Origin of the sequence: Roseixanthobacter psychrophilus, assembly GCF_043195195.1 — a bacterium.
Classification (GTDB): Bacteria; Pseudomonadota; Alphaproteobacteria; order Rhizobiales; family Xanthobacteraceae; genus NCEH01.
This window is the reverse complement of record NZ_JBAFWT010000034.1, coordinates 1-25,357: the sequence shown is the minus strand read 5'-3', so window position 1 is coordinate 25,357 and position 25,357 is coordinate 1. Positions and strand designations below refer to the sequence as shown.

23 protein-coding genes and 1 pseudogene are annotated in these 25,357 nt (G+C 63.7%); 13 read left to right on the top strand and 11 right to left on the bottom strand.

All coding sequences use genetic code 11. The annotated features are described in order from the left end of the window. Positions 1–13 precede the first annotated feature (13 nt). Positions 14–1,126: a YeeE/YedE family protein gene (locus V5F77_RS22385; RefSeq protein ID WP_429007563.1), complete on the top strand. Its 1,113-nt coding sequence runs from the start codon at positions 14–16 to the stop codon at positions 1,124–1,126. Positions 1,127–1,136: 10 nt separating this feature from the next. Here the strand turns inward: V5F77_RS22385 and V5F77_RS22380 are convergent, their stop codons facing one another. The 5 genes from V5F77_RS22380 to V5F77_RS22360 form a co-directional block, all read right to left on the bottom strand. After that, positions 1,137–2,285, bottom strand: a complete 1,149-nt coding sequence (locus V5F77_RS22380) for an NAD(P)/FAD-dependent oxidoreductase (RefSeq protein WP_429007562.1) — start codon at positions 2,283–2,285, stop codon at positions 1,137–1,139. 5 nt (positions 2,286–2,290) lie between these two features. Continuing rightward, on the bottom strand, positions 2,291–2,917 hold the full coding sequence (locus V5F77_RS22375; RefSeq protein ID WP_429007561.1) for a YeeE/YedE thiosulfate transporter family protein: 627 nt from the start codon (positions 2,915–2,917) through the stop codon (positions 2,291–2,293). Positions 2,918–2,939: 22 nt separating this feature from the next. Further along, entirely contained in the window at positions 2,940–3,467 is a 528-nt protein-coding gene (locus tag V5F77_RS22370) for a YeeE/YedE thiosulfate transporter family protein (protein ID WP_429007560.1), read from the bottom strand. 251 nt (positions 3,468–3,718) lie between these two features. After that, positions 3,719–5,236, bottom strand: a complete 1,518-nt coding sequence (ilvA, locus tag V5F77_RS22365) for a threonine ammonia-lyase, biosynthetic (protein WP_429007559.1) — start codon at positions 5,234–5,236, stop codon at positions 3,719–3,721. Between the two features lie 147 nt (positions 5,237–5,383). After that, positions 5,384–6,298 carry a LysR family transcriptional regulator gene (locus tag V5F77_RS22360; RefSeq protein ID WP_429007558.1) on the bottom strand — a complete coding sequence of 305 codons (915 nt, stop codon included), beginning with the start codon at positions 6,296–6,298 and terminating at the stop codon, positions 5,384–5,386. Positions 6,299–6,424: 126 nt separating this feature from the next. Between V5F77_RS22360 and V5F77_RS22355 the strand changes: the two genes are divergently transcribed. Beyond that, positions 6,425–7,159, top strand: a complete 735-nt coding sequence (locus tag V5F77_RS22355; RefSeq protein WP_429007589.1) for an SDR family oxidoreductase — start codon at positions 6,425–6,427, stop codon at positions 7,157–7,159. 117 nt (positions 7,160–7,276) lie between these two features. Here the strand turns inward: V5F77_RS22355 and V5F77_RS22350 are convergent, their stop codons facing one another. Next, positions 7,277–7,945 (bottom strand): TetR/AcrR family transcriptional regulator, encoded by a 669-nt coding sequence (locus V5F77_RS22350; RefSeq protein WP_449317025.1) that lies wholly within the window; start codon positions 7,943–7,945, stop codon positions 7,277–7,279. A 193-nt stretch (positions 7,946–8,138) separates the two neighbouring features. Between V5F77_RS22350 and V5F77_RS22345 the strand changes: the two genes are divergently transcribed. From V5F77_RS22345 to V5F77_RS22330, 4 genes are all read left to right on the top strand, one after another. Further along, the gene (locus V5F77_RS22345) at positions 8,139–8,843 is read left to right on the top strand and encodes a glutathione S-transferase family protein (RefSeq protein WP_429007557.1); all 705 of its coding nucleotides are present in this window, start codon (positions 8,139–8,141) and stop codon (positions 8,841–8,843) included. An 18-nt stretch (positions 8,844–8,861) separates the two neighbouring features. Next, a complete protein-coding gene (gene yghU, locus V5F77_RS22340) occupies positions 8,862–9,740 on the top strand; it encodes a glutathione-dependent disulfide-bond oxidoreductase (protein WP_429007556.1) in 879 nt (292 codons plus the stop codon). Between the two features lie 76 nt (positions 9,741–9,816). Next, on the top strand, positions 9,817–10,548 hold the full coding sequence (locus V5F77_RS22335; protein WP_429007555.1) for a haloacid dehalogenase type II: 732 nt from the start codon (positions 9,817–9,819) through the stop codon (positions 10,546–10,548). 272 nt (positions 10,549–10,820) lie between these two features. Then, positions 10,821–11,831, top strand: coding sequence for a sensor histidine kinase (locus V5F77_RS22330; protein ID WP_429007554.1), 1,011 nt, complete (start codon positions 10,821–10,823; stop codon positions 11,829–11,831). A gap of 97 nt (positions 11,832–11,928) precedes the next feature. On the opposite strand, the gene V5F77_RS22325 is transcribed toward V5F77_RS22330, so the two are convergent. Further along, positions 11,929–12,414, bottom strand: coding sequence for a patatin-like phospholipase family protein (locus tag V5F77_RS22325; RefSeq protein WP_429007553.1), 486 nt, complete (start codon positions 12,412–12,414; stop codon positions 11,929–11,931). Positions 12,415–12,729: 315 nt separating this feature from the next. Here V5F77_RS22325 and V5F77_RS22320 point away from each other — a divergent pair, with 315 nt between their 5' ends. The 6 genes from V5F77_RS22320 to V5F77_RS22295 all read left to right on the top strand — a co-directional run bounded on the left by V5F77_RS22320 (position 12,730) and on the right by V5F77_RS22295 (position 19,781). Then, a complete protein-coding gene (locus tag V5F77_RS22320; RefSeq protein WP_429007552.1) occupies positions 12,730–13,296 on the top strand; it encodes an HlyD family secretion protein in 567 nt (188 codons plus the stop codon). Between the two features lie 34 nt (positions 13,297–13,330). Beyond that, positions 13,331–13,777 (top strand): HlyD family secretion protein, encoded by a 447-nt coding sequence (locus V5F77_RS22315; RefSeq protein WP_429007551.1) that lies wholly within the window; start codon positions 13,331–13,333, stop codon positions 13,775–13,777. Between the two features lie 2 nt (positions 13,778–13,779). Then, positions 13,780–16,521 carry a ribosome-associated ATPase/putative transporter RbbA gene (gene rbbA, locus V5F77_RS22310; protein WP_429007550.1) on the top strand — a complete coding sequence of 914 codons (2,742 nt, stop codon included), beginning with the start codon at positions 13,780–13,782 and terminating at the stop codon, positions 16,519–16,521. 1 nt (position 16,522) lies between these two features. Continuing rightward, entirely contained in the window at positions 16,523–17,647 is a 1,125-nt protein-coding gene (locus V5F77_RS22305) for an ABC transporter permease (protein ID WP_429007549.1), read from the top strand. 83 nt (positions 17,648–17,730) lie between these two features. Further along, a complete protein-coding gene (locus V5F77_RS22300; protein WP_429007548.1) occupies positions 17,731–18,369 on the top strand; it encodes a TetR/AcrR family transcriptional regulator in 639 nt (212 codons plus the stop codon). 293 nt (positions 18,370–18,662) lie between these two features. Further along, the gene (locus V5F77_RS22295; protein WP_429007547.1) at positions 18,663–19,781 is read left to right on the top strand and encodes an FAD-dependent monooxygenase; all 1,119 of its coding nucleotides are present in this window, start codon (positions 18,663–18,665) and stop codon (positions 19,779–19,781) included. A 99-nt stretch (positions 19,782–19,880) separates the two neighbouring features. Here V5F77_RS22295 and V5F77_RS22290 read toward each other — a convergent pair. Both V5F77_RS22290 and V5F77_RS22285 read right to left on the bottom strand, forming a co-directional pair. Then, positions 19,881–20,081: pseudogene (locus tag V5F77_RS22290) on the bottom strand (transposase); the annotation flags it as partial. Then, positions 20,078–20,578, bottom strand: coding sequence for a MarR family winged helix-turn-helix transcriptional regulator (locus tag V5F77_RS22285; protein WP_429007546.1), 501 nt, complete (start codon positions 20,576–20,578; stop codon positions 20,078–20,080). The pseudogene V5F77_RS22290 and the gene V5F77_RS22285, both read right to left, overlap by 4 nt. Positions 20,579–20,623: 45 nt before the next feature. Here V5F77_RS22285 and V5F77_RS22280 point away from each other — a divergent pair, with 45 nt between their 5' ends. After that, positions 20,624–22,123: an FAD-dependent oxidoreductase gene (locus V5F77_RS22280; RefSeq protein ID WP_429007545.1), complete on the top strand. Its 1,500-nt coding sequence runs from the start codon at positions 20,624–20,626 to the stop codon at positions 22,121–22,123. Between the two features lie 415 nt (positions 22,124–22,538). On the opposite strand, the gene V5F77_RS22275 is transcribed toward V5F77_RS22280, so the two are convergent. Together V5F77_RS22275 and V5F77_RS22270 are read right to left on the bottom strand one after the other, a co-directional pair. Beyond that, entirely contained in the window at positions 22,539–24,389 is a 1,851-nt protein-coding gene (locus tag V5F77_RS22275) for a ShlB/FhaC/HecB family hemolysin secretion/activation protein (RefSeq protein WP_429007544.1), read from the bottom strand. Between the two features lie 3 nt (positions 24,390–24,392). Next, positions 24,393–25,357, bottom strand: a 965-nt coding sequence (locus V5F77_RS22270) for an MBG domain-containing protein (RefSeq protein ID WP_429007543.1), incomplete at its 5' end; no start/stop codon positions are given.

Genomic DNA, 25,357 nt, shown 5'->3' with positions numbered 1-25,357 from the left:
GGAGGATCGGCGCATGGAAATCGAAAGCCCGTGGTGGAGCGCGCTCGCAGGTCTGCTGATCGGCGCCGTGGTGGGTTTTGCCGTGCGGCGCGCCCGGCTATGCACCTTCGGTGCCCTGGAGGACGCCATGGTGGGCGGCGACATGCGCCGCCTGAAGGTGTTCGGCCTCGCGCTCGGCGTGGCACTTGCCGGCACGCAAGTGCTGATCCTGACCGGGCTGTTGTCGCCCGAGCGGACCAATTATCTGCCGGCGGCGCTGCCATGGTTCGGCGTTGCGTTCGGCGGGCTTCTGTTCGGCCTTGGAATGGCCCTGGTGGGCACCTGCGCCTTCGGCTCGCTGGTGCGCCTTGGGGCCGGCGACCTGCGCAGCCTCGTGGTGCTGCTGGTGTTCGGCGCGGTGGCCTATGCGACCTTGCGCGGCATCCTCGCCACCGTGCGCGTGGACCTGATCGAGCGGCTGATCGTGCCAGTGCCGGGGGGCGGGCAGGGCGATCTGCCCACCTTGTTCAACCGCCTGATGGGGTTCGATACGCGGGGATGGCTGGCGCTGGCCGGCGCAGTCCTGCTTTCCAGCTTCGCCTTTCTCGATGCAAGGCTGCGCCGCGCGCGCCGCCTGATGACGGCCGGCGTGCTGCTCGGCCTCGGCGTGGTGGCGGGATGGCTCGCCACCACCCAATTGATGGATGAATTCGCCCGTCCCGGCGCACCCCAAAGCCTCACCTTCGTCTCCCCGGTCGCGCGCGCCTTGTTCGGCATGCTGTTCGATCAGGCGAGCCTTGCGGAATTCGGCGCCGCCAGCGTCGCCGGGGTCGTGCTGGGCGCGGCGGCGGCGGCGCGGACCGGCGACGAATTCCGGTGGGAAGCGTTCGACGATCCGCGGGAAATGAAGCGCCATCTGCTTGGCGCCGCGCTCATGGGGATGGGCGGAATCATCTGCGGGGGATGCACCATCGGCCAGGGCATCACCGCCGGCTCGCTCATGGCCCTGTCTTGGCCGCTGGCGGTGCTGGGCATGGCGGCGGGAGCGCGGCTCGGCATCGCCCTGCTGATGGAGGGCTCGCTCACCGATTTCGCCCGCAGCGCGGTGAGCGCGGTCCTCGGGCACCGGGCGGACCGGCACCTCTAGCCGACTAGCCTCAGGCGGCGCGGAACGCGTTCAGATAATGCCGCTCGAACATCCGCTTCGCCGTATGGAACAGGCCGAGGCGGGGCAGGGCGAGCGTGAATCGCGCATCGCGGAACACCAGCATGCCGGCATCCAGGGTATCGACGATGCACACCAGTTCCGGCTTGAAGGAGAAGGTGGCCGGCTGCCCCTTCAACTCGGCCGCCATGTTGCGGGCGGCGGCGACAGCCTGCAGATCCGCCTGATGGGCTTGCTTCGGCATCCAGTCCGGGCCGGGGAAACTGCCCGCGTCGCCCGCCACATAGACCCGCGCCAGCCCCGGGACGGTGCAGGTTGCGCCGGCGGTGACGAAGCCGCCGTGTGAGCGGGGCAGGTCGCTGGCTTCGAGCCACGCGGGCCCCGTCAGTCCTGGCATGAAGAGGATGAGATCGGCGGGAATTTCCCCGCCCTCGGTGACCACCCGATCGGCCTCGAAACGCACCATCTTGTGCCCGAGGTGGGTGCGGATGGCGCGCTTTTCCATCTCCTTGAGCAAGCCGCTTACCGCCCGCGCGCCAAGGCGCTGGCCCGGCGACTGCGAGGGATTGAAGAAGACGAGATCGAAAGCCGCGCGCCGTCCCTGGCGGCGCAGCAGCGTATCGATCCCGAACAGGAATTCGAACATCGGGCCGCCGCGCACCGCCGAGGGCTCCTGCGGATTGGCGGCGAAGCCCACGGCGATGGTGCCGCCCTTCAAGGCCGCGAGCCGGTCGCGGATGCCTTCCGCCGCCGCCACGCCTTCGCAAGGGATGGCGGCATGATCGATGCCCGGCAGCTTGCGGATATAACGCCCGCCGCTGGCGATCAGCAGCATGTCGTTGGCCACCGGCCCGGCGCTGGTGTGCACGGTGCGCCCGCCATCGCTCACGCCTTCCACCCGCGCCCGATGGTGAATGACGCCATGCTTGGCGAAAAAGCCGCCCAGCGGCACCCGCAGGTCTGCCCCGGCCCGCAATCCGGAGGGAATCCAGATCAGGCTCGGCAGATAGGTGAGCGCATCGTCGGGGGATATCACCGTTATCGGCGCGGTGACGCCCTGGCGCCGCAGCTCGCGAACCGCGGTGAGGGCGGCGAAGCCGGACCCGAGGATGGAGATGCGGGCGGGCTGGACCGGCGGCATCGGGTTCATTCCGCCGGCTTGAAGCGTGAGCCCGACGCATCCGACGCGCGCCGTGCGGGGGAAAAATCCCCGTCCACGTCGGCGCCGAGATCGGCCCGCCACGGGCGCCATTTTTCCAAGCCGACCAAAGCCACCACCAGGAGCGCGGCGAACCCGAGCGCCAGCATCCAATAGGGCACGTCGATGAAGCTCATCAAGGTGAGCTTGCCGGGTCCGCCCGACAGCAGCAGCGGCGCCAGGGTCGGCTCGGCATAGCTGAAGGCCATCGCCCCGAACAGGCCGCCCACGAGGGTGAAGATCGCGTCGCGATAGCCGACGCCCACCTGGGCGAGGACCGTGCCCGGGCAGGCCCCGGCCAGCGCGATGCCGGCGCCGAGGACGATCCCGCCCAGCACGTCGGCGGCGAAGAAGGTGGCCTTCGGCGCCAGCTTGATGAGGCCGAAGCCGTGCAGCGCCGCCAGGACCACGGCGCCGGTGGCGACCGCGGTGAGGAAGACCTTCAGCATGATGAAATTACGCAATTGCATCTGGCCGACGATCATCCCCGGCTCGAACACCCGGGACTTCTCCAGCGCGACGCCGAATACGATGCCCATGGCAAGGCCGATGAGAATGGCTTGAAGGAGGGACATGGCTGATCCTATCCGTGGCGCGTCAGATGCGGCGCAGGAGGAGGAAAGCGGTGGCGATGCCGCCGACGAACATGAAGGCCACCGCAATGGTGGAGGAAACCGCAAGCTGGGCCATGCCCGAGATGCCGTGTCCCGAGGTGCAGCCATCGGCGAGGCGCGCGCCGAACAGCATGAGAAAACCGGCTCCGAAAGCGACGAGGTAGCGCACCGTCGGGCTTGAGGTTCCAAGCGCCCGCGTCCAGATCGGCGAGATGGCTTTGCGCCTTGCGCCGGACAGCAACATGGAAATCATCGCCCCAAGCGCGATGCCGACGACCAGGGCGACCTGCCACCAATTCTTCGCGGTGGGCGTGATGTGCTTGGCGACATAGGCGATCTGCGTCACCGCCGGATCGATCAGCGCGGCAAGGGAGCCGCCCACGGTCACATAGGAGGACGAGGCACCGAGCGCGGTGTCGATCAAGAGGAAGGCCGGCACCTGGAGAAGGCCGATCAGGATGCCCGCCACATAAGGCGACCAGACCCGATCCCGAAGTGAGCATGCTCTCATGGTTCGCTCCCACATATTGGGGCCGGCCCGAACCACGGGGTCGGGCGGGCCACGGCGTCCGCTCCCGTCACGTCATATGGCGTCCGGACATTTAGACATTCCTAAAATATAAATTAAGATATTTGAATATATAAGCGACGGGCAAACTGTCGCACGTTCGCTTCCACGGCCTGCGATGGGCGTTGCGCGGCCCCGCCGGGCTGGCCCTCCGTCGGAACTGGCGGAGGGCGATCTGTGGCCCGGGGCGCGCTCTAGCCCGCGAGGAACTGGCGATAGGCGGGATTGGCGGTCTCATCCCAATAGGGATAGCCGAGCGTCTCCAGCCATTGGCGGAAGCGGGCGGAGCCCTCCGGGGGCACCTGGATTCCCGCAAGCACCCGGCCATGATCGGCGCCGTGATTGCGATAATGGAACAGCGAGATGTTCCATTCCGGCGCCAGGCTCTCCAGGAAGCGCGACAACGCGCCGGGCCGCTCGGGAAACTCGAAGCGATAGAGCAATTCATTGTCCAGTCCCGGCACGCGCCCGCCAACCATGTAGCGCACGTGAACCTTCGCCATCTCATTGTCGCTGAGGTCCACCACCGCGTAACCCGCCTCACGCAGCAGGGCGATCACCTCCAGCTTTTCCTTTTCGCCGCGCGCGAGGGCGATGCCGACGAAGATGCGGGCAGGGGCATCCGCCCCGGCGAGGCGATAGTTGAACTCGGTGATGGAGCGTGGGCCGAGCACCCGGATGAACTGCCGGTAGCTGCCGGGCCGCTCCGGTATGGTGACAGCCAGCAGCGCTTCGCGATGCTCGCCCACTTCCGCCCGCTCGGCGATGGTGCGCAGGCGATCGAAGTTGAGATTGGCGCCGCTGTTGATGGCGATGAGGCTGCCGGTGCGCGCGTCGCCGCGCTCCACATAGGCCTTGAGGCCGGCAAGGCTCAGCGCGCCCGAGGGTTCGGCGATCATCCGCGTATCGTCGAAGATATCCTTGATGGCGGCACAGATGGCGTCGGTGTCGACCGTGATGACCTCATCGAGATAGGCTTGGCACAGGCGGAACGTCTCCTCCCCCACCTGACGCACCGCAACGCCATCGGCGAACAGGCCGACCTGATCGAGAATGACCCGTTCGCCGGCCGCGAGTGCCGCGCTCATGCTGGCGGAATCGTTCGCCTCGACGCCGATCACCTTGGTGGACGGGCTGAGGAATTTCACAAAGGCCGCGACGCCCGCCGCGAGCCCGCCGCCGCCGATCGGCACGAAGATCGCCGCGATGGGATCGGGATGTTGGCGCAGGATCTCCATGCCCAGCGTTCCCTGGCCGGCGATCACGTCCGGGTCGTCGAACGGGTGGATGAAGGTGAGATTGCGCTCGGCCTGAATTTCCTTGGCCTTGAGCTGGGCTTCATCGAACGCGTCGCCGTGCAGCACGACGGTCCCGCCAAGCCGCTTGACGGCCTCCACCTTGATGCTGGGGGTGGTGCGCGGCATCACGATGATGGCGTTGACGCCAAGCCGCCTGGCCGACAGCGCGACGCCCTGGGCGTGGTTGCCCGCCGAAGCGCAGATTACACCGCGGTCCAGCACCTCGCGCGGCAACTTCACCAGCTTGTTGTAGGCGCCGCGCAGCTTGAACGAGAACACCGGCTGCAGATCCTCGCGCTTGAGATGCACCTGCGCGCCCAGGCGCTCGGAGAGGCGCGGCATAAGATCAAGCGGGCTTTCGATGGCGACATCATAGACGCGGGCCGACAGGATACGCTGGACATAATCATTCATGAACACTGCGGAATGCTCCACGGGAGGCAGCACAGCATGCGCCACGCGCGGGCGTTATAGGAGCGGCCGGCGCGCTTGGCCAGCTTGGCCGCTGCTTCGGGCGGCGGGTCGATCACCCGTGGCGGTCAGGGCGCTCCATGAGACGCTTTAGGCGCCATCGGGCGCCGCTGGGCGGTTCCTTGCGGCAAATTCCTGTGCCGCCCAATCGAGGAAGACCCGCACCCGCGGCGAAAGTTGCCGGCTTCTTGGATAAAGCAGCGAGACCGGAGCCATGGGGGGCGGCGTCTGCGCCAGCACCTCGACCAACGCCCCCTCGGCAAGCTCGTCCTCCACATGGAAGCAAGGCACCTGCGCCAGCCCCAAGCCGAGAAGAAGGCCTTTGCGATAGCTCTCCGGGCCGGTCACCGAGAGGGTTGCCGGTACGGCGACGTGGCGTTCCTTGCCGTCGACCACGAAGGCCAGCGGGCGCAAATGGCCCGTGGTGAGCGATCGAATGCCGACGATCCGATGACCCTCGAGCGTGTCGATCGAAGCGGGCACGCCGAAGCGTTCGAGATAGCGCGGTGTCGCGCACGTCACGCGCCGGAGGGTGGCCACCCGGCGCGCCACGAGCTCGCTGTCGGGCAACTGGCCGAAGCGCAGCACGCAGTCGACACCTTCCTGAACAGGGTCGACCCAGCGGTCGTTTTCGCTCATCGACAGCTCGATACCGGGGTAGCGCGCGAAGAAGTCCGGCAGGCCAGGCATCAGGAAATGGCGCGCCAGCGTTCCCTGCACGTCGATGCGCAAGAGCCCGTGCGGTTCGGCGCCGCTTAAAGCGCCCTCCGCATCTTCGATGTCGTCGAGGATGGCGAGGCAGCGGCGGTAATAGGCTTCGCCGTCGAGCGTCGGCCGCACCGACCGCGTGGTGCGCTGGAGCAGGCGCACGCCCAGTCGCTCCTCCATCTGCTGGATCACTGTGGTGACGGTTGAACGTGGGACGCCGGTGTCGTGCGCGGCTTCTGTGAAGCTCCGGCGCTCCACGATCCGAATGAACAGGCGCATCGCGTCGAAGCGATCCATTCGATCCTCATTGTTCGCAGATGTTGGACAGTGATGCCAAAAGCTGAGTGATTATTCCTGTACGTTCAAGTGTCAAATTAGGTCTGCCGCCACCGTGGCGGCGTCGCAATGGAGGACATCATGAACATGGACAGCCCCAAGGTCGCGCTCGTGACCGGCGCGTCGCGCGGCATCGGCGCGGCCATCGCCGAGCGTCTCGCGCGCGACGGCTATATGGTGGTGATCAATTATTCCGGCCGGGCGGACGAAGCCGAGGCGGTCGCGGCGAAGATCGAACGGGCCGGGGGCAAGGCCCTGACCGCGCAGGCCGATATCAGCGATCCCAAGGCGGTGGCGCGGATGTGGGATGCGGCGGAGACGGCATTCGGCGGCGTCGATGTTCTGGTCAACAATGCCGGCATCATGAAGCTGGCGACGCTGGCCGATGGCGACGATGCCCTGGTCGACCGCCAGATCGCGGTCAACCTCAAGGGGCCGATCAACACGATGCGGCTGGCCGCCCGGCGGCTGCGCGATGGCGGGCGGATCGTCAATCTCTCGTCGAGCGTGGTCGGGCTCTACCAGCCGACCTACGGCGTCTATGCCGCCACCAAGGCGGGCATCGAGGCGATGACCCATGTGCTCTCGAAGGAGTTGCGGGGCCGCAACATCACGGTGAACGCGGTGGCGCCCGGACCGACCGCGACGGCGCTGTTCCTCGACGGTAAGCCGCAGGCGGTGATCGACCAATTGACCAAGCTCGCCCCGCTCGAACGGCTCGGCCAACCGGAAGACATCGCCAACACCGTCGCCATGCTCGTCGGCGCCGACGGCGGCTGGATCAACGGCCAGGTGCTGCGTGCCAATGGCGGGGTCATCTGAGGTCTCTCCTTCCGGGGCCTCGGGCTTCCGTCCCGAACACGCGTCGAGATGCTCAACCGGGTCCTTGTCCGTGCGCGGGTCGGTCGGCTGCGCACGCGAAAATCTCGGCGAACGATTTCATTGTCGCGCGTGCGCCTCGGCCCGGCCGGGTTCGAGGAGCGCGAGCGCCGGTGCCACGACGCCTTCGAGCAGTGCGCGGTCCGGCCGAACGCGGGCCAAAACACGCACGCCCATCAGCACGCCGAGCAAGTGCCGTGCGAGGTCATCGGCCGAAAGGGAAGAATTGATCGACCCGTCCGCCTGCCCCGCGCACACACACCCGTGGAAGAATGCTTCGATCCGGGCCAGCACTTCGACGACGACATCCCGGAACTTTGGGTCATGCGGCGCCACGTCGAGCGCCGTGTTCACCAGCATGCAGCCCTTGTGTTCCCGGTCGTCGAGCGACCGTTTGAGGATCTCGCTGAAGAAGGCGCCGATCGCCTCGCGCGGCGCCATCGCCTCGCAGCGACGAATGCGATTCGCGATGGTTCCCTCGACATAATGGTCGAGGGCCCGCTGAAAGAAGGCGCGCTTGTCGCCAAACGCATTGTAGAGGCTGGCGCCCGTCAAGCCGGTCTTCTCGATCAGGTCGCGGATCGACGTCGCCTCATAGCCGTGGCTCCAGAAGCACTGGACTGCGGCATTGAGCACGGCCTCCTCGTCGAATTCGCGCGGTCTCGCCATTTCGTTACTCGCTGATGTTCCGAAAGCCGACACCTTGCCATCAAAGGCCGTCTGTTGCATTCTAGAACGATCGAACTAAAAAACAAGGTGCCGTGCGAGTCGGATCGCGAGACCGCATCGGGAAGGACCTTTGCCATGAGGCTCGCCGTCACCAGTTCAGTTCGTCGCACTGCCGTCATCGGCGCCGGTGTCCCGTTGGCTTCCGGCAGGCCCAAGCCACACTTCACAGGTCGCGAACCCGACTGAGGATGACATGATCCGCTTCTATTTCCATCCGACGCCCAACCCCGCGAAGGTCGCGCTGTTCCTCGAGGAAGCCGGCCTGCCCTATGAGACGATCCCGGTCGACACCAGCAAGGGCGAGCAGCACACGCCGGCTTTCCGGGCGATCAATCCCAACGGCAAGGTGCCCGCGATCGTCGATACCGACGGGCCGGGCGGCACCGAGGCCCGGGTTTTCGATTCCACCGCAATCCTGCTCTACCTCGCCGAGAAGACCGGCCTGTTCCTGGGCCCCGCGACGGAGCGGCCGGAACTGCTCTCCTGGCTCATGTTCATCGCCACCGGCCTTGGCCCATTCTCCGGGCAGGCCGTGCACTTTCAGTTCGCCGCGCCCGAGGGCCTGGATTATGCGGTCAATCGCTACCGGCGCGAGGCGGAGCGCCACTATCAGGTGCTGGACGATCACTTGGCGGGGCGCAGCTTCATTGTCGGAGAAACCTATTCCATCGCCGATATCTCGGCCTGGGGCTGGCTCGACCGCGCGTCGCGCGTGCTAAAGGGCGCCGAAGATCCGCTGGCGTCGTTCCCCAATCTCAAGCGCCTGTTCGAGACCGTCGACGCTCGCCCTGCCGCCGCCCGCGCGCGCGGGGTCGGCAAAGACCATCCGTTCAAGAAGGTGAATGACGAGGAGACCAGGCACGCGCTCTTCCCGTCGAACTATCCGCCCGCAGCGTAAGCTCCCGGAGAGCGCAACATGACCGACACGTCCGAATACACGCCGCCAAAGGTCTGGACCTGGGACAGCGCCAGCGGCGGCCAGTTCGCCAATATCAACCGGCCGATCGCCGGGGCCACCCATGAGAAGGAACTGCCCGTCGGCACGCATCCGCTGCAGCTCTATTCGATGGGGACGCCGAACGGCCAGAAGGTCACCATCATGCTGGAGGAACTGCTGGCGCTCGGCCACGCGGGCGCCGAATACGACGCCTGGCTGATCAGGATCGGCGAGGGCGACCAGTTCGGCTCCGGCTTCGTCGAGATCAACCCCAACTCGAAGATCCCGGCGCTGATGGATCGCAGCGGCGCGACGCCGATCCGGGTGTTCGAATCCGGCGCGATCCTCACCTATCTGGCGGAGAAGTTCGGCGCCTTCCTTCCCACGGAGCAACCCGCCCGCGCCGAGACGCTCTCCTGGCTGTTCTGGCAGATGGGCTCCGCACCCTTCCTCGGTGGCGGCTTCGGCCATTTCTACGCCTATGCGCCGATGAAGCTCGAATACCCGATCAATCGCTACGCCATGGAGGTGAAGCGGCAACTGGACGTGCTCGATCGCCAGCTTGCGACAAACGCATTCGTCGCGGGCGACACCTACACCATCGCCGACATGGCGATCTGGCCCTGGTACGGCGGGCTGGTGAAGGGCTGGCAGTACGGGGCGGCCGAGTTTCTCTCGGTCCAGGACTACAAGAATGTCGTGCGCTGGGCGGACCAGATCTTCGCGCGGCCCGCCGTGATGCGCGGCCGCAAGGTCAACCGCACGGTGGGCGAGCCGTCCAGCCAGCTTCACGAACGCCATGATGCGGCCGACTTCGACACCAAGACACAGGACAAGCTGGCCGCAGGCCAATCATGACTATCGAGGGGAAGCCGGCGCGCGGCGCCGCTCCCCTGTCGGCACCGCTCCGCCCCTTCGAAAAGAGGTCGATGACATGATCAAAGCTGTGGTTTTCGACGCTTACGGGACGCTCTTCGACGTGCAATCCGTGGCCGAGGCCACCGAGCGGGCCTATCCCGGACATGGTGATTACATCACCCAGGTCTGGCGACAGAAGCAGCTTGAATACAGCTGGCTGCGTTCGCTGATGGGACGTTATGAGGATTTCTGGAGCGTCACCCGCGATGCCTTGGCCTATACGCTCAAGACGCTCGGCCGGGAGCCGGACGAGGCCTTCCTCGCCGAGATGGGCGAGGCCTACAATCGGCTGCGACCCTATCCCGACGCGGCGCAGTGCCTGAAGGAACTCGCGCCGCTGCGGCTCGCGATCCTTTCCAACGGCACTCCCGACATGCTGCGGCGGCTCGTGGCGAATGCCGGCCTGCAGGACCGCTTCGAGGCCGTGATGAGCGTGGACGCAAAGGGCGTGTTCAAGCCCCATCCGCAGGCCTATCAACTCGTCGAGGACGTGCTCGGCGTGACGCCCGATGCGGTGCTGTTCGTATCCGCCAACGGCTTCGATGTCGGTGGAGCGAAGAGTTTCGGCTTCCGCGTCGCCCGCATCGCGCGCGTGCCGGGCGAAACATTGGCCGGTGAACTGCAATCCGGCGCCATCGCGCCCCTGACCCTATTCAAGGCGCTGAGGACGCAGGAGGAGACCTATGCCGAGGCCCCCGACTTCGTCGTTCCCTCGCTCTCCGAATTGCCGCGCCTGATCCGCGGGTAAGCGAGCGAGCCGGCGCACCCGGCGGGCGGTGCGCATGCGGCCTCCCAAGCGCCATCGGCCGAAGTGGGGCGAGGCCGGCAAACTCCGCCCCATTTCGCGCGCGATCTTTTTCAATCGCGATCAGCGATTTCCACGCCGACTTAATTGTGGGGCGGGCGCGGGCAAAAATCGAGCGTTTACAACCAATCTTGCCATAGATGAAGCCGGCCGCTAAAAATGGAGGAATAGGGCGCTATTCACTTTTATTACGCAGGCACTACTCTGGAGTATTGATGACAACGACACCCGAGACACTCAAGCCGCTTCTGTGGGAGCACAAGAATTTGGTGCGCGCGATCGAGGCGGCGGGCGTTACACTCTGGTCTTGGAATGTCGACACTGACGCCCTTGCTATGGATGACCATTCCTATGACCTGTGGGGTATTCCACGAGGCATAGACGTCACCTTCGAAGATCTCTCCGCACACATTCACCCGGCCGATCGCGACAGGGTCCGGGCGGCGTTCACCGCGACACGTGCGATCATCGGCGCGTATGAGATCGATTTTCGCATCATGATCGGTGATGAGCTGAAGTGGATCTCCGCACGCGGGCAAGGCGACGACGCCGGGATGGTCAAGCGGATCATGTTCGGCATTTTCATCGACGTCACGGGCCGGAAGCAGGCCGAGGAGGGCCGCGAACTCCTGGCGGGCGAGATGAGCCACCGGGTCAAGAACCTTCTCGCCATTGCCTCCGGCCTTACAGCCATCACGTCGCGATCGACGACGACCGTCCACGATATGGCTCGTGAATTGACGCTCCGGCTGACGGCCCTGGGCCGGGCTCACGATCTCGTCCGGCCGATCCCGGGACAAACGGAGGACCCCTCGGTGCTCCTTGGTGATTTGCTGACCGTGCTGCTCGCGCCCTATGACGATCTCGGGGCCTTTAGCGGGCGTATCCGGGTATCCGTGCCCCGGATGAGCGTCGGCGAATCGACCACGACCATCCTTGCGTTGATTGTTCACGAACTCGCAACAAACTCCCTGAAATACGGCGCCTTGTCCGTCGATACGGGCACACTCGATGTCTCATGCTCGGCACAAGGCGAAGCTGTCACGGTGGTTTGGACCGAACGCGGAGGGCCGAGAGTCAAGGCCCCGACCGGCCTGCCGGGCTATGGGAGCAAGCTGGTAGAGCGAAGCGTCACCGGGCATCTGCGCGGCTCGATCAGCTACGATTGGGCCGAGGACGGCGTCGTGGTTACCCTGAAGGTCGACCCGGTACGTCTTGCCACGTAAGAGACCGTTTGAAACTTCAAGAAGGGCATCGCCGGGATCACACGTTCCGGTAAGGGATGCCGGTCGCTTTCAGGCGGCCAGCCAATTTTCCACTCCGTCAGGATTCAATTTCGATACCAAATACGATCAAGATGAATCGCTTCCATGAGCGCCTGCTGGTGTCCCAATTGCACGGCGGCGGGACAAGGCTGGGGTCAAGCATCCTGGCCCCAAACTGTGTGAGGCCCAGAAAACCTTCGCTCGGCGTTATGACATCGACACGGGCACCCGACTCCCGAAGGGAGGCGATCTCGGCATTGAGCCGCGCTTTCAGCGTTTCGTGGTCTTCGTTCTTAAGGCCTTCCGGCAGGGCCAGGGTAAAGCAAGACACGATGATTACGGCGGTATGGCCCGATGCTAAATCGGCGTTGAGCATGCTTCTGACGCCACCATCCATGTATCTCTCGCCGTCAATCGTGATTGGCGGCCAAACACCTGGAAGCGCGCTGCTGGCAGCGACGCCGCGGTCGGTTCGCTGAGCAATTGCGTTTGTATCCGCGCGTAGCCAGACCGCCCCCGACAAGCCTCCCCACGGGGACCGCATCTATTGACAAAAGCACTTCGTAGGCAATGGGCTAAAGAACGAACCCAATCAGAAGCGCAGTCAGAACAGTTTTCATATCGCATCTCATTGAACGGCGGAGTGTTTCTTATAGGCGCCGCGCTTTCCCGGTCCCGGCATTGATTGAGATCAACGCTGTACGTGGCGGTTCATTGGTATAATAATTCGCAATCCTCTCACAGGACATAGCTAGCTGATGAAGGAGCGCGATCCGGTTTCCTTCTCGCAACCCGGCAGGTGCGTGTTTGCGGCCCAATTTACGCTTCACGTCCCCACCCCACGTTCAAGGATCCGATCGTGACGACCATCCCGAGTAACGACTCAAAGTCGTCATGGCAGCGTACTGCCGCAAGGATCCTTCTAATCCTTGTCATAGCTTTGGCAGCCGGTGCCGGCGGCGCTTGGTACTGGTGGCAGAGCCAGCAGAGCAAGCTGCCCGAGGGGCTTGTATCGGGGAACGGGCGCATCGAATCCGACCAGGTAGACATCGCCGCGAAGTCGGCCGGACGTGTCCGCGAGGTGCTGGCCCAAGAAGGCGATCTCGTCGCCGCGGGACAGGTGCTCGCCCGCATTGATACCACGGAGTTGCAGGCGCAACGCGCCAAATATGCCGCCGACGTGGCTTACGAACAAGCCTCGGTGCTCGAGGCAAAGGCGACCATCATGCAACGGCAAGCGGAATTGACTCTCAAGGAAGCAAAGCTTCGCCGGGCCCTTAAGCTTGTCGTAACCGGGGCCGTCAGCGAGGGGAGCCGCGATGAGGCGCAGAGCGAACACGATTCCGCGCGCGCCGTTCTTGAAGCTGCAGGGAGGATCGTGACCGCGCGCGAGCGGTCGGTCGTGGCCGCGCAAAGCTCTCGTTGATCAGATCGACGCCCAGATCGCGGATACCATCCTTATGGCGCCGGTGCAGGGCCGTGTTCTTTATCGTCTCGCCAACCCCGGGGAAGTCGTTTCGGCGGGCGGCAAGGTCCTGACGATCGTCAACCTGTCCGAGATCTATATGGAGATCTATCTCCCCTCCGGGCAGGCCATGCGCATACCGATCGGGTCGCCAGCGCGAATTGTGTTCGACGGTGCCGATTTCGCCGTCCCGGCCAAAGTGAGCTTTGTGTCGCCGGACGCTCAGTTCACGCCCAAGCAGGTCGAAACGCGTAGCGAGCGCGACAAGCTGATGTTCCGGGTCAAGCTACGCCTGCCGCCGAGCCTCATCGAACGTCACCTCGACCAGGTGAAAACGGGCACCCGTGGCACCGGCTATGTGCGCCTCGACCCGAACCCGCCGGAGTGGCCGGACTTCCTGCAAAAGCGCGTTCAGGGCGACCCTGTCGATGCCGAGGATTGACGATGGTGGCTTCCACCTCGCTGATCGCCGAGGTTTCCGGCGCCACGCATTTCTATGGCAAGGTTCGAGCGCTCGATAATGTATCGCTCGAACTGCCGAGCGGCCGGATGGCAGGCGTCATCGGTCCTGATGGTGCCGGAAAGTCCACGCTTCTCGGCCTGATCGCCGGAGCGCGAAAGATACAGACCGGATCGGTCGCGGTCCTCGGCGGCGACATGGGAAATGCCCCGCATCGCCGTTCCGTATGCACGCGCATTGCCTATATGCCGCAAGGGCTCGGCAAGAACCTCTACCAGGATATCAGCGTCCGCGAGAACCTTACTTTCTTCGCAACCCTCTTCGGTCTGTCCGCGTCGGAGCGTGACGCACGCACGCGCCGCCTGGCGGCCGCGACCGGTCTGCTCCCCTTTCTCGATCGGCCTGCCGGAAAGCTGTCGGGCGGCATGAAGCAGAAGCTCGGCCTGTGCTGCGCGCTCATTCACGACCCCGACCTTCTCATTCTCGACGAGCCGACGACCGGGGTCGATCCACTGTCGCGCCGACAATTCTGGAACCTGATCGGGGATCTGCGGCGCGAGCGGCCGACGATGAGTGTCGTTGTCTCCACAGCCTATATGGATGAGGCAAGCCATTGCGATTGGCTCATCGTGATGGATCGCGCACGAGTGCTTGCCTCCGGCACGGCCGATGAGCTGCGCACGAAGACCGGCGAACAGGACCTCGAAGCTGTCTTCGTCGCCCTGCAGCCGGGACAAAAATCGGCGTCTCAGCGCTTGGTCATTCCGCCACGCAAACCGAGCACAGAGGCTCCGGTCATTGTCGCGAAGAATTTGACATGCCGTTTCGGCAGTTTCACCGCGGTCGACCGCGTCAGCTTTGCCATCGAGCGGGGAGAAATCTTCGGCTTTCTCGGCTCGAACGGCAGCGGCAAGACCACGACCATGAAGATGCTGACAGGACTGCTGGCGCCGAGCGACGGGGAGGCCGAGGTGTGCGGAAAGCCGGTCGATGCCAACGACCTGTCGATCCGCCGGCGCGTCGGCTTCATGTCGCAATCTTTCTCGCTCTATGGCGAACTCACCGTGCGGCAGAACCTCCTTCTTCACGCCCGCCTTTTTCATCTGGCCGCGGACCACGTGAAGGACCGTATCGCCAAGCTCCTAATCGATGTCGGTCTTGTCGACTATGTCGACGCTGAAGCCAACTCACTGCCGCTCGGCATGCGGCAACGCCTCTCCCTGGCCGTGGCAATCGTGCACGATCCCGAGCTGTTGATCCTGGACGAGCCCACGTCGGGTGTCGATCCGCAGGCGCGCGACGAATTCTGGCGTCTGCTCGGCGATCTCTCGCGAAGCCGCAATGTCACGATCTTCGTCTCGACGCATTTCATGAGCGAGGCGATGCGTTGCGATCGCATCTCATTGATGCATGCGGGGCGCGTCCTGGTTTGCGATACCCCGCAAAACGTCATCGCCTCCAAAGGCAGCGCGGATCTCGAAGAGGCGTTCATCGCGTATATCGAGGACGCAGAAGCCTCTTCGTCCGCACCAAAAGCGGCGGCGCCCCAGGCGGAGACCCTGCAGAAAGTCGAGGCTTCGTCACCCGGTCGCTCGATCTTCATGCCGCTGCGACGCCTCCTCGCCTATGCCAAGTGCGAGACGCTGTCGCTTATGCGCGATCCGGTGCGGCTCGCCTTCGCCTTCCTCGGCTCCTTCATCATGCTGTTGATCTTCGGTTTCGGCGTTTCCAGCGACGTGACCAATCTCACCTACGCGGCGTTTGACCAAGACAACACGCCGGAGAGCCGGGCCTATCTCACAAACTACTCGAGTTCTCGATCCTTCACCGAAAAGACGCCGATCCGCAGCGTCGATGAAATGCAACAGCGACTGAAGTCAAACGACATCACGCTTGCTATCGAGATTCCGCCGAACTTCGGCCGCCAGGTAAAGCGCGGCTCGGATTGGCAGGTATCGGCCTGGATCGACGGCGCCAACACGTCGCGCGCCGGCACCATTGAGGGCTATGTCCAGCAGGCACACAATGTCTTTTCCGAACAGAGACTCCGCGAGTCCAGCGCCCCGGCGAACTCAGATCCGACGACCAGCGTCGCGGTTCGCTACCGTTACAACCCGACGGCCGAGAGCATCTACTCGATCGGGCCGGCCGTGCCGGCGATGCTGCTCATGATGTTTCTTGCCATTCTGACGGCCGTCAGCATCGCCCGCGAAAAGGAGATCGGTACGATCACGAACTTCTACGCCACGCCCACCACCCGGCTGGAGTTCCTGATCGGCAAGCAACTGCCCTATATCGGCGTCGGCATGATCAACTTCCTCATCATGACCGCGACCGTGGTGTTTCTCTTCGAGGTCCCGCTCAAGGGCGCCGGTTTCACGCTGGCCCTTGGTGCGTTTCTCTATGTGGCGGCAGCTACCGGCTACGGACTTTTCATATCGACCTTCACGTCGAGCCAGGTCGCCGCGGTGTTCGCCGGAGCGGTGCTGTCATTGCTGCCCACCATGCAGTTCTCCGGCATGATGCAGCCCGTCTCGACGCTGGAGGGCGGCGCGCGCCTCATGGGGTATTTCTGGCCCACGAGCTACTACATGCATATGAGCGTCGGAGCGTTCACCAAGGGCCTTGGCTTCAGCGACATGGCTACCGATCTGCTGGCGCTGACCCTGTTTTGTCCGGCCTTCCTGTTGCTGTCCGCGCTCCTCTTGCGCAAACAGGAGAAATAACGTGCGGAGCCTCTCCAACATATTCTGGCTTGGCACCAAGGAACTGCGCACTTTGTCGAAGGACCTGATGATGATCCTCTTCATCATTTATTCCTTCGGCATCAGCATCTATATGCAATCGACCGGAGGCGGCGAAACCGTCAACAACGTTTCCGTGGCGATCGTTGACGAGGACCATTCCAGTCTTTCACGATCGATCGCCGGACTTTTCTATCCCCCGTACTTCCAGACGGCCAAAACGATCAGCGCCGCCGCTATTGATCGCGCCATGGACGAAGGTCTTTACACCTTCGTCATCGTCATCCCTCCGCGCTTTGAAGCCGATGTGCGCAAGGGCCGCGATATCGAAGTTCAGGTCAACGTGGACGCCACCGCGGTCCAGCAGGCAGCCTTGGGCGCGGGGTATATCCAGAGCATAGTGACCGACGAGGTCGCTCGCTACCGACAGGAGCCGAAGCAAACCACCGGGCTTTCCTCCGATCTCGTCATCCGCCGCGCCTTCAATCCCAACGGCACGCAATCCTGGTTCCGCGCGATCGTCGGCCTTGCCGATCAACTGTCGATGCTGATCATTATCCTGACCGGCGCGGCGCTCTTGCGCGAGCGGGAGCACGGTACGATCGAGCACTTGCTGGTGATGCCACTGACGGCCTTCGAGATTGCGCTCGCCAAGGTGTGGTCGAACGGGTTGGTCATCATTGTCGCCTTCATCCTCTCGCTTTTATTCGTGATCGAAGGTCTCCTCGACGTTCCAATTGCCGGCTCGCGAGGTCTCTTGCTGCTCGGAACCGTCATTTACGTCTTCGCTGCGGCGGCGATCGGTATCTTCCTCGGCACGCTTGCCCGCACCATGGCGCAATTCGCCCTTCTGATGATGATGGCCGTGATGCCGATGATGATGCTGTCGGGCGGTATGTCACCGATCGAGAGCCAGCCACAATGGGTCCAGTACGTGACGTGGTTTTTCCCGTCACGGCACTATGTGAGCTTCATGCAGGCGATCGTTTATCGAGGCGCGGGCCTCGACATCGTCTGGAAAGAGTTCGTGACGGTCCTGGTAATGGGAGTGACGTTTCTCACGGTGAGTTTGGTGCTGTTCCGTCGGTCCATCGCGACCGTACGGTAGGGCGTACCGGGTACAGAGATGTTGAATCGCTTGAGTCAATACCAATCTGTACCAAGTACCGTTTCTGCGCTATTTATCGGGCTATGTCAGCACCTCCCGACCGGCGATCCCGCAAGCGCCTTGCCACGCGACAAGCCATCTCCGACGCCGCCACGCGCCTGTTTCACGAGCACGGCTTCGACCGTGTAACGGTGGACGAGATCGCGGATGCGGCAGACGTCGGACGGATGACCGTGTTCAATCATTTCCCCCGCAAAGAGGACATGTTCTTCGATCGCAACGAGGAGGGGATGGAGCTGCTGCGCGAAGCCTTGCGGGAGCGGGATCACCGCGTCGCTCCGATCGAGGCGCTGCGTCTGCTTGCTCATCGGTTGGTTTCCGAACAGAGCCGCTTTGTTGAATTCTCTGCGACGACTCAGAGCTTCAAAGAGACAATCGAGCGCAGCGAGACCCTCAAGGCTCGGGCCAGGGCAGTACGCGACGAGTTCGCACAAGTCGTGGCGGTGGCGCTATCCGAATGCGTGGGCAGGAAGCCTACCGATCCTGACGCCCATTTGGCGGCTGGCCTGCTCCTCGCTACGTGGACTGTGGCGTTCATTCAGGGTCACGAGGTCTTTCGACAAAACCGAGACGAAGCTGAAGCGAAGGTCGCCTTCCTCGCGATCGTTGATAAGGCAACCATCGGCTTAAAAGCCGCAATGGCAGGCACGCCTTACGCCTGAGCGGTCGCCTTCCGCCTGCTCTCATGGAGCCCGAAGATTGTGATCCAATCCGCAGAATCTCTAAGTGGCGAGACATCAGCTTCGGTGCAACCCGCTCGACAGACCCGCCAACTCCTTTCAGGCGCTTGCGCAGCATCTTGGACGCCGACCCGTATCGGCGTGCGAACGGGACCGGACCGGCGGTTGATAAGCGTTGACGTCCAACCTAAGCGCTATTATGTACTAAGTACCATAGCGTACTAAGTACATAATAGCGGGCTTGCACATAAGGCCCGAAGCCGGAGCCGACGCGCATGAACAGCCGCAGAAATGTACTCGTCTCCGGAGCGAGCTTCGCCGGGCTCGCAACCGCCTTCTGGATGAAAAGGTTGGGCTACGACGTAACCGTCGTTGAGATCGCTGAAGGTCTCAAGAGAGGGGGTACGCCTGTCAATATCCGCGGCAATACCATCGACATCGTGAAGCGTATGGGCCTGTTCGAGCAGATCGAATCGAACAAGCTGCATATGGAGCCGACCGAGTTGGTGAATTCGGATGGCGTTGCTGAACGGTCGGATCGCGAGAATGAGGATACCGACCGGCCAGCAGACGAAGAGTATGAAATCGAACGAGATGTACTGCTCAGTTTGATGTTCGATGCCGTTAAAGACGATGTTGAATTTGTCTTCGGTGACAGCATCGCATCGCTGAAAGAGAATAAAGATGGTATCGACGTCTCTTTCACAAAAATGGCGCGGCGATCATTTAATCTGGTTTTCGGATGCGACGGTATCCATTCCACCACCAGGATGCATTGGTTCGGCGCTGAGGGAGAATTTTCTCATTTTCTCGAAGCCTACGGTTCTGTTTCGATTGTAGACAAGTTATTGATTCAAGAGAACACGTCACAGGTCTATAACGAACCTGGCAAGGCGGTTATGTTGAGTGCTTACAACAACAAAACCGATATCATTTTAATATTTTTCTCCGAGAATGAAATTTCCTACGATTATCGTGATGAAGAGGAGAAACGAAGCATTATTGTCGAACAATTTTCCAAGGTGGGTTGGCGAACCCAAGAAATTCTCCAAGAAATAAAGCAATCGGACAATTTTTATTTCGATGTGCTGTCCCAGATAAAAATGCCGTCCTGGACAAAAGGCAGGGTGGCCTTGGTGGGCGATGCTGCCTACTGCGCGTCACCCGCCGCAGGGATGGGTGGGTCACTGGCGATAGACGGGGCGGCTGCCTTGGCCGACGCGTTCGAGAAATGCGGCGGTGACCGTGAATTGGCGTTCCAAGAATACAACGAGAGCTTTCGGCCCTTCATTGAGCAAGCGCAAGCGGACGCAGTGAGCTTCGGTATTGCGTTTCTCGTCCCAAGAACTGCGGAAGCCATCCGCAAGCGAAGTGGGCGCGCGCCATCCTCTTAACCATCGGCCCAGCTTGCGAACGAAGCCGACGACAACTACGCGCTGGAACGCGACGGCCTGATCGTGCGCACGGTATTTCCGACCAAGCTGCCCAGCGCCGAGACGAAGCATATCGCCAGGATGATATCCCGGGCGCCCTGTGGTAGCCGCCACGCTACGCGCAAATCCCAACTCGTAGAGGTCGAGACTGTCGACGAAGGCGTCGACGACGCGGACTAATGACTCGGGTCCGACATAGTCTTCCACGCATGGGGGCAACAGGCTGACCTGACGGCGATCGGCTCCTTCTATGTGCGTCATCGGCCACCTTCCGGATCCGCGGGAGTATCCCCGTTGATATCGTCCGCGAACTTGCGCATGAGCCGCACAAGATTCTCAATATCCGCCGCATCCCAACCAGCAAAGATCGCGCGCCCCATTCTCTCCCGCGCTCGATCAACACGCTGAGTCATTGCCTTACCCTGCGGCGTGACCGTCGCTTCACGAACGCGCCGGTCGGCGGCGCTTCCCTGACGCTCGACCAGGCCGAGGCCTTCCAGTTTGGCGACTTGACGGCTGACGGTCGTATAGTCGCGCCCGACACGATCGGCGAGATCGACGACGCCGATGGGGCCGAGCCGCTCCACCATGACCAGCAAGGGGAACAGCGCCCGGTCGAGCGATATGCCGGCCTCCCGAACCATCGCCTCGTCGCGGTGGGGCCGGTTCATGACGCTGACGATGTCGATCAACGCGCCGTGAAGCTCGCGAATCTGCACGCCGATATGTGTAGTTTGCACTTTCTTTGTTGACATCATGCCGAAGCCTCCTATTATGTGTATAATACACATATAGAGGCGGCAATGACAGAGCAATTTACGGCAGACGTGCTGATTTGCGGCGCGGGAGCGGCCGGCCTGACGCTCGCGATCGACCTCTCGCGCCGGGGTATTTCCTTCCGGTTGATCGAGAAAATGGACGATCCGTTCCGTGGCTCGCGCGGCAAGGGCATCCAGCCGCGCACGCAAGAAGTTTTCGAGGATCTTGGCATTCTCGACCGCGTCGTCGCGGTCGGCGGTGTATACCCGAAGCAGCGGGAGTATCGCGCCGACGGAACCTTCGCCGATTCTGATGTTGTCGAGCACGAAGAGCCGACATCGGCGGAACCTTACCATCTGCCCCTGATGGTGCCACAATTCCTGACCGAAGCTGTGATGCGTGAACGCTTGGCTGAGCTTGGATACCGGCCAGCGTTCGGCTGTGAACTGGTCGGATTCGAACAGAGCGCCAGCGGCGTGACTGCGCAACTGGTTGGCAAGGGCGGCGAAGAGACCATCCGGGTACGCTGGCTCGTTGGTGCCGATGGCGGTCGCAGCTTCGTGCGTCATGCGCTGGGTATTGGTTTTCCCGGCAAGACCCTCGGTGTCCGCGCCATCGTGGCCGATGTCACGGCTACCGGCCTGAGCCGGGATGTCTGGCATCGCTTTGCGGAAGGTGACATGGAACGGCAGATATCATTGTGTCCGCTGGCTGGCACCGACATGTTCCAGCTCCAGGGTCCGATTCCGCTGGAAGGCGATGTCGATCTTTCCGCCGACGGACTGACCGCTCTGGTGGCAGAGCGAACAGGGCGAGATGACATCCGTATCCAATCGGTGTCCTGGGCGTCGGCCTTTCACATGAACGCCCGGCTTGCCGACCGCTATCGTGTCGGCCGCGTCTTCCTCGTTGGCGACGCCGCGCACATCCATCCGCCGACTGGAGGACAGGGCCTCAACACCAGCGTTCAGGACGCCTATAATCTCGGCTGGAAACTGGCGGCGGTTGCAACCGGCGCGCCGGACACGTTGCTCGACAGCTATGAGGCGGAGCGCCGCCCGGTCGCTGCCGCCATGCTCGGCCTCGCCACGAAGCTGCTCGATGCCGCGAAGCGTGGCGAGATGCGGCGTGGTCGCGAAGTGCGTCAACTCGATATCAGGTATCCGGAATCCTCGCTCGCGCTGGAGAAGCCGCATCGAAGCGGCGGCCTGCTTGCAGGCGACCGGGCGCCTGATGCGCCGGTTCGGGGCATTGCCGGTCAATCGACGCGCTTGTTCGAACTATTCAAGGGTCCGCACTGGACGCTGCTCGGCTATCAGGTCGAGCGCCCAACTCTGGCACCGCGGCGCGGACTGCATATCCACACATTCGGTCAGCGCGGCGACGTACTCGACGACGGTGGCCATTTCCAGGACGCCTATGCATTGTCTGCCGGCAATTGGGTGCTGGTGCGTCCCGATGGCTACGTGGGCGCTATCGTGACCGATCGCAATCTTGAAGCGCTGGATGGCTATTTTCGGCATGTTGGTCTCGCCAAGTGGTAGTTTTCGCACCGCCTCGGCCGAGTCGCCGACGCCGAACGAGCTGATGACGATGACGCGCCTCGCACCGTTCGCCTTCATCGCTGCGACGACCGCCCCGGCGACGCTGCGTTCGGCCATGACCAGGGTGTGGTGGACGCGCTCCCAGACGCCCTCGCGCTGCCAGCGGTGCAAAGCCAGCCCCCAGCAGGCCGGTCCGTACGAATCGGTCGTTCCGCCAGTTTGCACGCAGTTACAGCGATTTCGCGCGCCTGCGCAGCGAGGTCTGCGCCAATGATGCCGTGACCGCCGGCCCGGTCAGAGAAATCCACACCGCGGCGCTGAATTGACCGGCGCGGAGCGTCCCGGCGGCTATCCATCCGGGGAAGGGAGCTCGAACTCCGGAGCGACGTGCCGGCATCGACCGGCACTCCTCGCCTCAATAACTCACATAGATCCGCCCCTGGACGTTGAAGTCGCCGGCCTGGGTATAGATGGCGTCGGTCAGGGCGTAGCCCGCGACGAAGGTGGCGGTCAGGTTGCGATTAAGCGTGTAGTCGAGCCCGAGCCCGACGCCGGCCAACGAACTGTCGTTGCGTGGCACCGCGCCTAGAAGGCCCTGATAGCCATAGCTGCGCCCCCAGCCCAGGTCGAGGAAGGCATATGGGGACAGCTGGTCGGAAACGCCCGCCACTCCGAAGGAAGATAGAAGCGGGAAGGTCGGTGTGCGCAGCTCGTTACGCCACACGAGGCCGGTGTCCACCGTGGCGTCGTCCAGCGTGTAGCCGCGCGTCGCATAGAGCCCGCCCAAGCTCAATTGCTCAGTGTCCGGCAAGGGCTGGCCCGCCGCAAGGCCGGTGAGTTGGCTCACCCAGTTGAAGCCCGCCGGAAGCCGCGTAATCCGCACAGCGTCCGCAAGGCCGTAGACATAGCTCACGTCGGTGATCCGGCCGCCGCTATAGGTGTTCCATTGCGCGGCCGTGTTGCCGCCGATCACCCCGCCCGGATTGCCGATGAGCCGCACGTCCAGGCTGGTCGTGCCGTAAGGGTCGGCGCGCGATACCGACCAGCCGGCGATCAGCTCGAACAGGTCCGCGCTCGCCCCGCCGATGTCCTGCCCGGTGAAATAGCTGGTGCGCGCCACCGTCTTGCCGGTGGCGCCAAAGATCAGGTCGCCCGCATAAAGGCCCGGTACAAGATTGGAGAGCGCCGTGCGGTAGATAACCGGAATTTCCAGCGTCGCATTGTCATAGGTGAAGTCGGCGCCAGAGCTGAAGTCGGTGAGCGTGGCATTTTGCCGGGTGGCCACGTAATTGGGCGCGATCTCGAGGCTCTGCCGCACGCCAGTGGAGATCACCAGGCGTGCCGCCTGGCTGTAATAGCTCGGCTGCTCCGGGCCGGTGCCGACGCTGCCGGGATCGCTCCAGAAGTTCGGGCTGCCGGTGATCTGGTAGGACAGGAAGCTCTCCGGCACCCCGAGGAGCGCAGCGCCGAAGCCGGCGTAATAGCGGTCGAAACCGGTGGTGTGGGTGCCGGTGTTGGACCAGCCGGCGTACACCTGCCAGGGCTTCTGGGGCGTCACCTCCAGGGTGAGCGTGCTGAGACCCAGTTCATCGCCCGGTGTGAACACGCCATTGACCGCATGGTAGGGATAGCGGTTGAGCCAGGCGAGGTCCTCCTCCAGCGCGTCGGCGGCGATGCGCCCGCCCGGCGCGGCGCGCACCCGGGCGGCGAGGTCGCCTTCCGTGCCCGGAGCGGCGCCGCTCACTTTCACCCCACCGGTGCGGAACTCCACCACGCGCAGGGTGAGCACGCCGCCCGTGACCTCCTGCGGCGGCAAGGTGATGGACACGAAGGGATAGCCCTCCGCGCGGTAGACCTTGGCGATGGCGGCCTGGATGTCGCCGATGAGCTTGCGCGACAGCGGCCGGCTGAGGAAGGCGCCGAGCTCCTGCGCGATGGCGGCGTGGGAAATGTCGCCGATGTCGCCGATGCGGATGCCGCGCGCCGCCGCCCGCGCCACACTCTCCTTGGCGCCGATCAGTGCGATGCCGGAGAGGGTGACGCCGAGCGGGGTCTCGTCCGGGCTGCCGGCGAGATCCTGCGGCCCGATGACGAGCCGCCCCTGCCCCGTGACCACCGGCGGCAGGTTGCGCTCCACTGGCGCACGCACCTGGGCCAAGGCCGGGCCGCAGGCGGCCGTAGCGGCGAGGAGCCCAGCGAACAACGCCTTGCCCGATATCCGGCCCATCCCGGTGGCGATGGTAAAAACCCGCTTATGGCCACGCATGGATCACTGGCTCCGGAAGCTCAGCCACTGGCCGGCCGGCAGGTTGTTGGCCACGGGAAGGAAGGCGCACTGCCCGCCAGAGGAGGTGCCGCCGCACTGGGTCGGTGCAGGCTGCGTCTGGGCGGCAGGTTCGCGCAGGACGGCGATGAGGCCCTTAGTCTCCAGCGTCATGACGAACTGGTCGGGTACGCTCGTCTCCACGAAATTGACCTGGGTCTGCACCGGCTGGCTGGCGCCGATCACCGTCAGCAAGCCGGCCTCATAGGTCAGTGCATAATTGGCCGAGGCCGCCAGCGTCCCCTGGAGGATGGGATAGCGCCCGGCCGGCGAGGCGGCATTGGCCGTCGTGCTCAGGGCACCGGCGAGTTGGTCGCCATTGACGAGGCCACGGCCGCCGATCCGATAGGTGAGAGCGGGATTGCCTGCCCCCACCGCCCGGCTCTGGTCGTCCGCGGTGACGATCAGCGGCCGCGGCGTCACCAGGACGCTGCCGCCCACATAGGTCAGCGCATAATTGGACGAGGCCGCGAGGCTGCCCTGGGTGATGGCATAGGAGCCGATCCCGGAAGCCGAGGTGGCGGTGGTGGCCAGCGCGCCGGTCAGCGTATCGCCATTCACCAGGCCCGCGCCGCTGACCGTATAGGTAGGCGCCGCAACCCCGTCGCCATAGACCATCGTCTGGCTGTTCGCCGCCACGCTGAGGGGGCGCGCCGTGACCGTGAGGCTTGATCCCACATAGGTCAGAGCATAGTTGGACGAGGCCGCGAGGCTGCCCTGGGTGATGGCATAGGAGCCGACGCCGGAGGCCGACGTGGCCGAGGTGGCCAGCGCGCCGACCAGCGTATCGCTGCCGAACAGGCTGCCGCCGCTGATGGCATAGGTCAGCGCGGGTGTGGCGTCGCCGTACCGCATGGTCTGGGCATTTGCCGCGACCGCGAGGGCGGCCTGGCTCACGCTCAACATACCCT

Excerpts from the sequence above, each read along its gene's own strand:
- V5F77_RS22385 (WP_429007563.1), top strand. The coding sequence starts at position 14 with ATGGAAATCGAAAGCCCGTGGTGGAGCGCGCTCGCAGGTCTGCTGATC.
- V5F77_RS22380 (WP_429007562.1), bottom strand. The coding sequence starts at position 2,285 with ATGCCGCCGGTCCAGCCCGCCCGCATCTCCATCCTCGGGTCCGGCTTC.
- V5F77_RS22375 (WP_429007561.1), bottom strand. The coding sequence starts at position 2,917 with ATGTCCCTCCTTCAAGCCATTCTCATCGGCCTTGCCATGGGCATCGTA.
- V5F77_RS22370 (WP_429007560.1), bottom strand. The coding sequence starts at position 3,467 with ATGAGAGCATGCTCACTTCGGGATCGGGTCTGGTCGCCTTATGTGGCG.
- ilvA (WP_429007559.1), bottom strand. The coding sequence starts at position 5,236 with ATGAATGATTATGTCCAGCGTATCCTGTCGGCCCGCGTCTATGATGTC.
- V5F77_RS22360 (WP_429007558.1), bottom strand. The coding sequence starts at position 6,298 with ATGGATCGCTTCGACGCGATGCGCCTGTTCATTCGGATCGTGGAGCGC.
- V5F77_RS22355 (WP_429007589.1), top strand. The coding sequence starts at position 6,425 with ATGGACAGCCCCAAGGTCGCGCTCGTGACCGGCGCGTCGCGCGGCATC.
- V5F77_RS22350 (WP_449317025.1), bottom strand. The coding sequence starts at position 7,945 with ATGCAACAGACGGCCTTTGATGGCAAGGTGTCGGCTTTCGGAACATCA.
- V5F77_RS22345 (WP_429007557.1), top strand. The coding sequence starts at position 8,139 with ATGATCCGCTTCTATTTCCATCCGACGCCCAACCCCGCGAAGGTCGCG.
- yghU (WP_429007556.1), top strand. The coding sequence starts at position 8,862 with ATGACCGACACGTCCGAATACACGCCGCCAAAGGTCTGGACCTGGGAC.
- V5F77_RS22335 (WP_429007555.1), top strand. The coding sequence starts at position 9,817 with ATGATCAAAGCTGTGGTTTTCGACGCTTACGGGACGCTCTTCGACGTG.
- V5F77_RS22330 (WP_429007554.1), top strand. The coding sequence starts at position 10,821 with ATGACAACGACACCCGAGACACTCAAGCCGCTTCTGTGGGAGCACAAG.
- V5F77_RS22325 (WP_429007553.1), bottom strand. The coding sequence starts at position 12,414 with ATGCGGTCCCCGTGGGGAGGCTTGTCGGGGGCGGTCTGGCTACGCGCG.
- V5F77_RS22315 (WP_429007551.1), top strand. The coding sequence starts at position 13,331 with ATGGCGCCGGTGCAGGGCCGTGTTCTTTATCGTCTCGCCAACCCCGGG.
- rbbA (WP_429007550.1), top strand. The coding sequence starts at position 13,780 with ATGGTGGCTTCCACCTCGCTGATCGCCGAGGTTTCCGGCGCCACGCAT.
- V5F77_RS22300 (WP_429007548.1), top strand. The coding sequence starts at position 17,731 with ATGTCAGCACCTCCCGACCGGCGATCCCGCAAGCGCCTTGCCACGCGA.
- V5F77_RS22295 (WP_429007547.1), top strand. The coding sequence starts at position 18,663 with ATGAACAGCCGCAGAAATGTACTCGTCTCCGGAGCGAGCTTCGCCGGG.
- V5F77_RS22285 (WP_429007546.1), bottom strand. The coding sequence starts at position 20,578 with ATGATGTCAACAAAGAAAGTGCAAACTACACATATCGGCGTGCAGATT.
- V5F77_RS22280 (WP_429007545.1), top strand. The coding sequence starts at position 20,624 with ATGACAGAGCAATTTACGGCAGACGTGCTGATTTGCGGCGCGGGAGCG.
- V5F77_RS22275 (WP_429007544.1), bottom strand. The coding sequence starts at position 24,389 with ATGCGTGGCCATAAGCGGGTTTTTACCATCGCCACCGGGATGGGCCGG.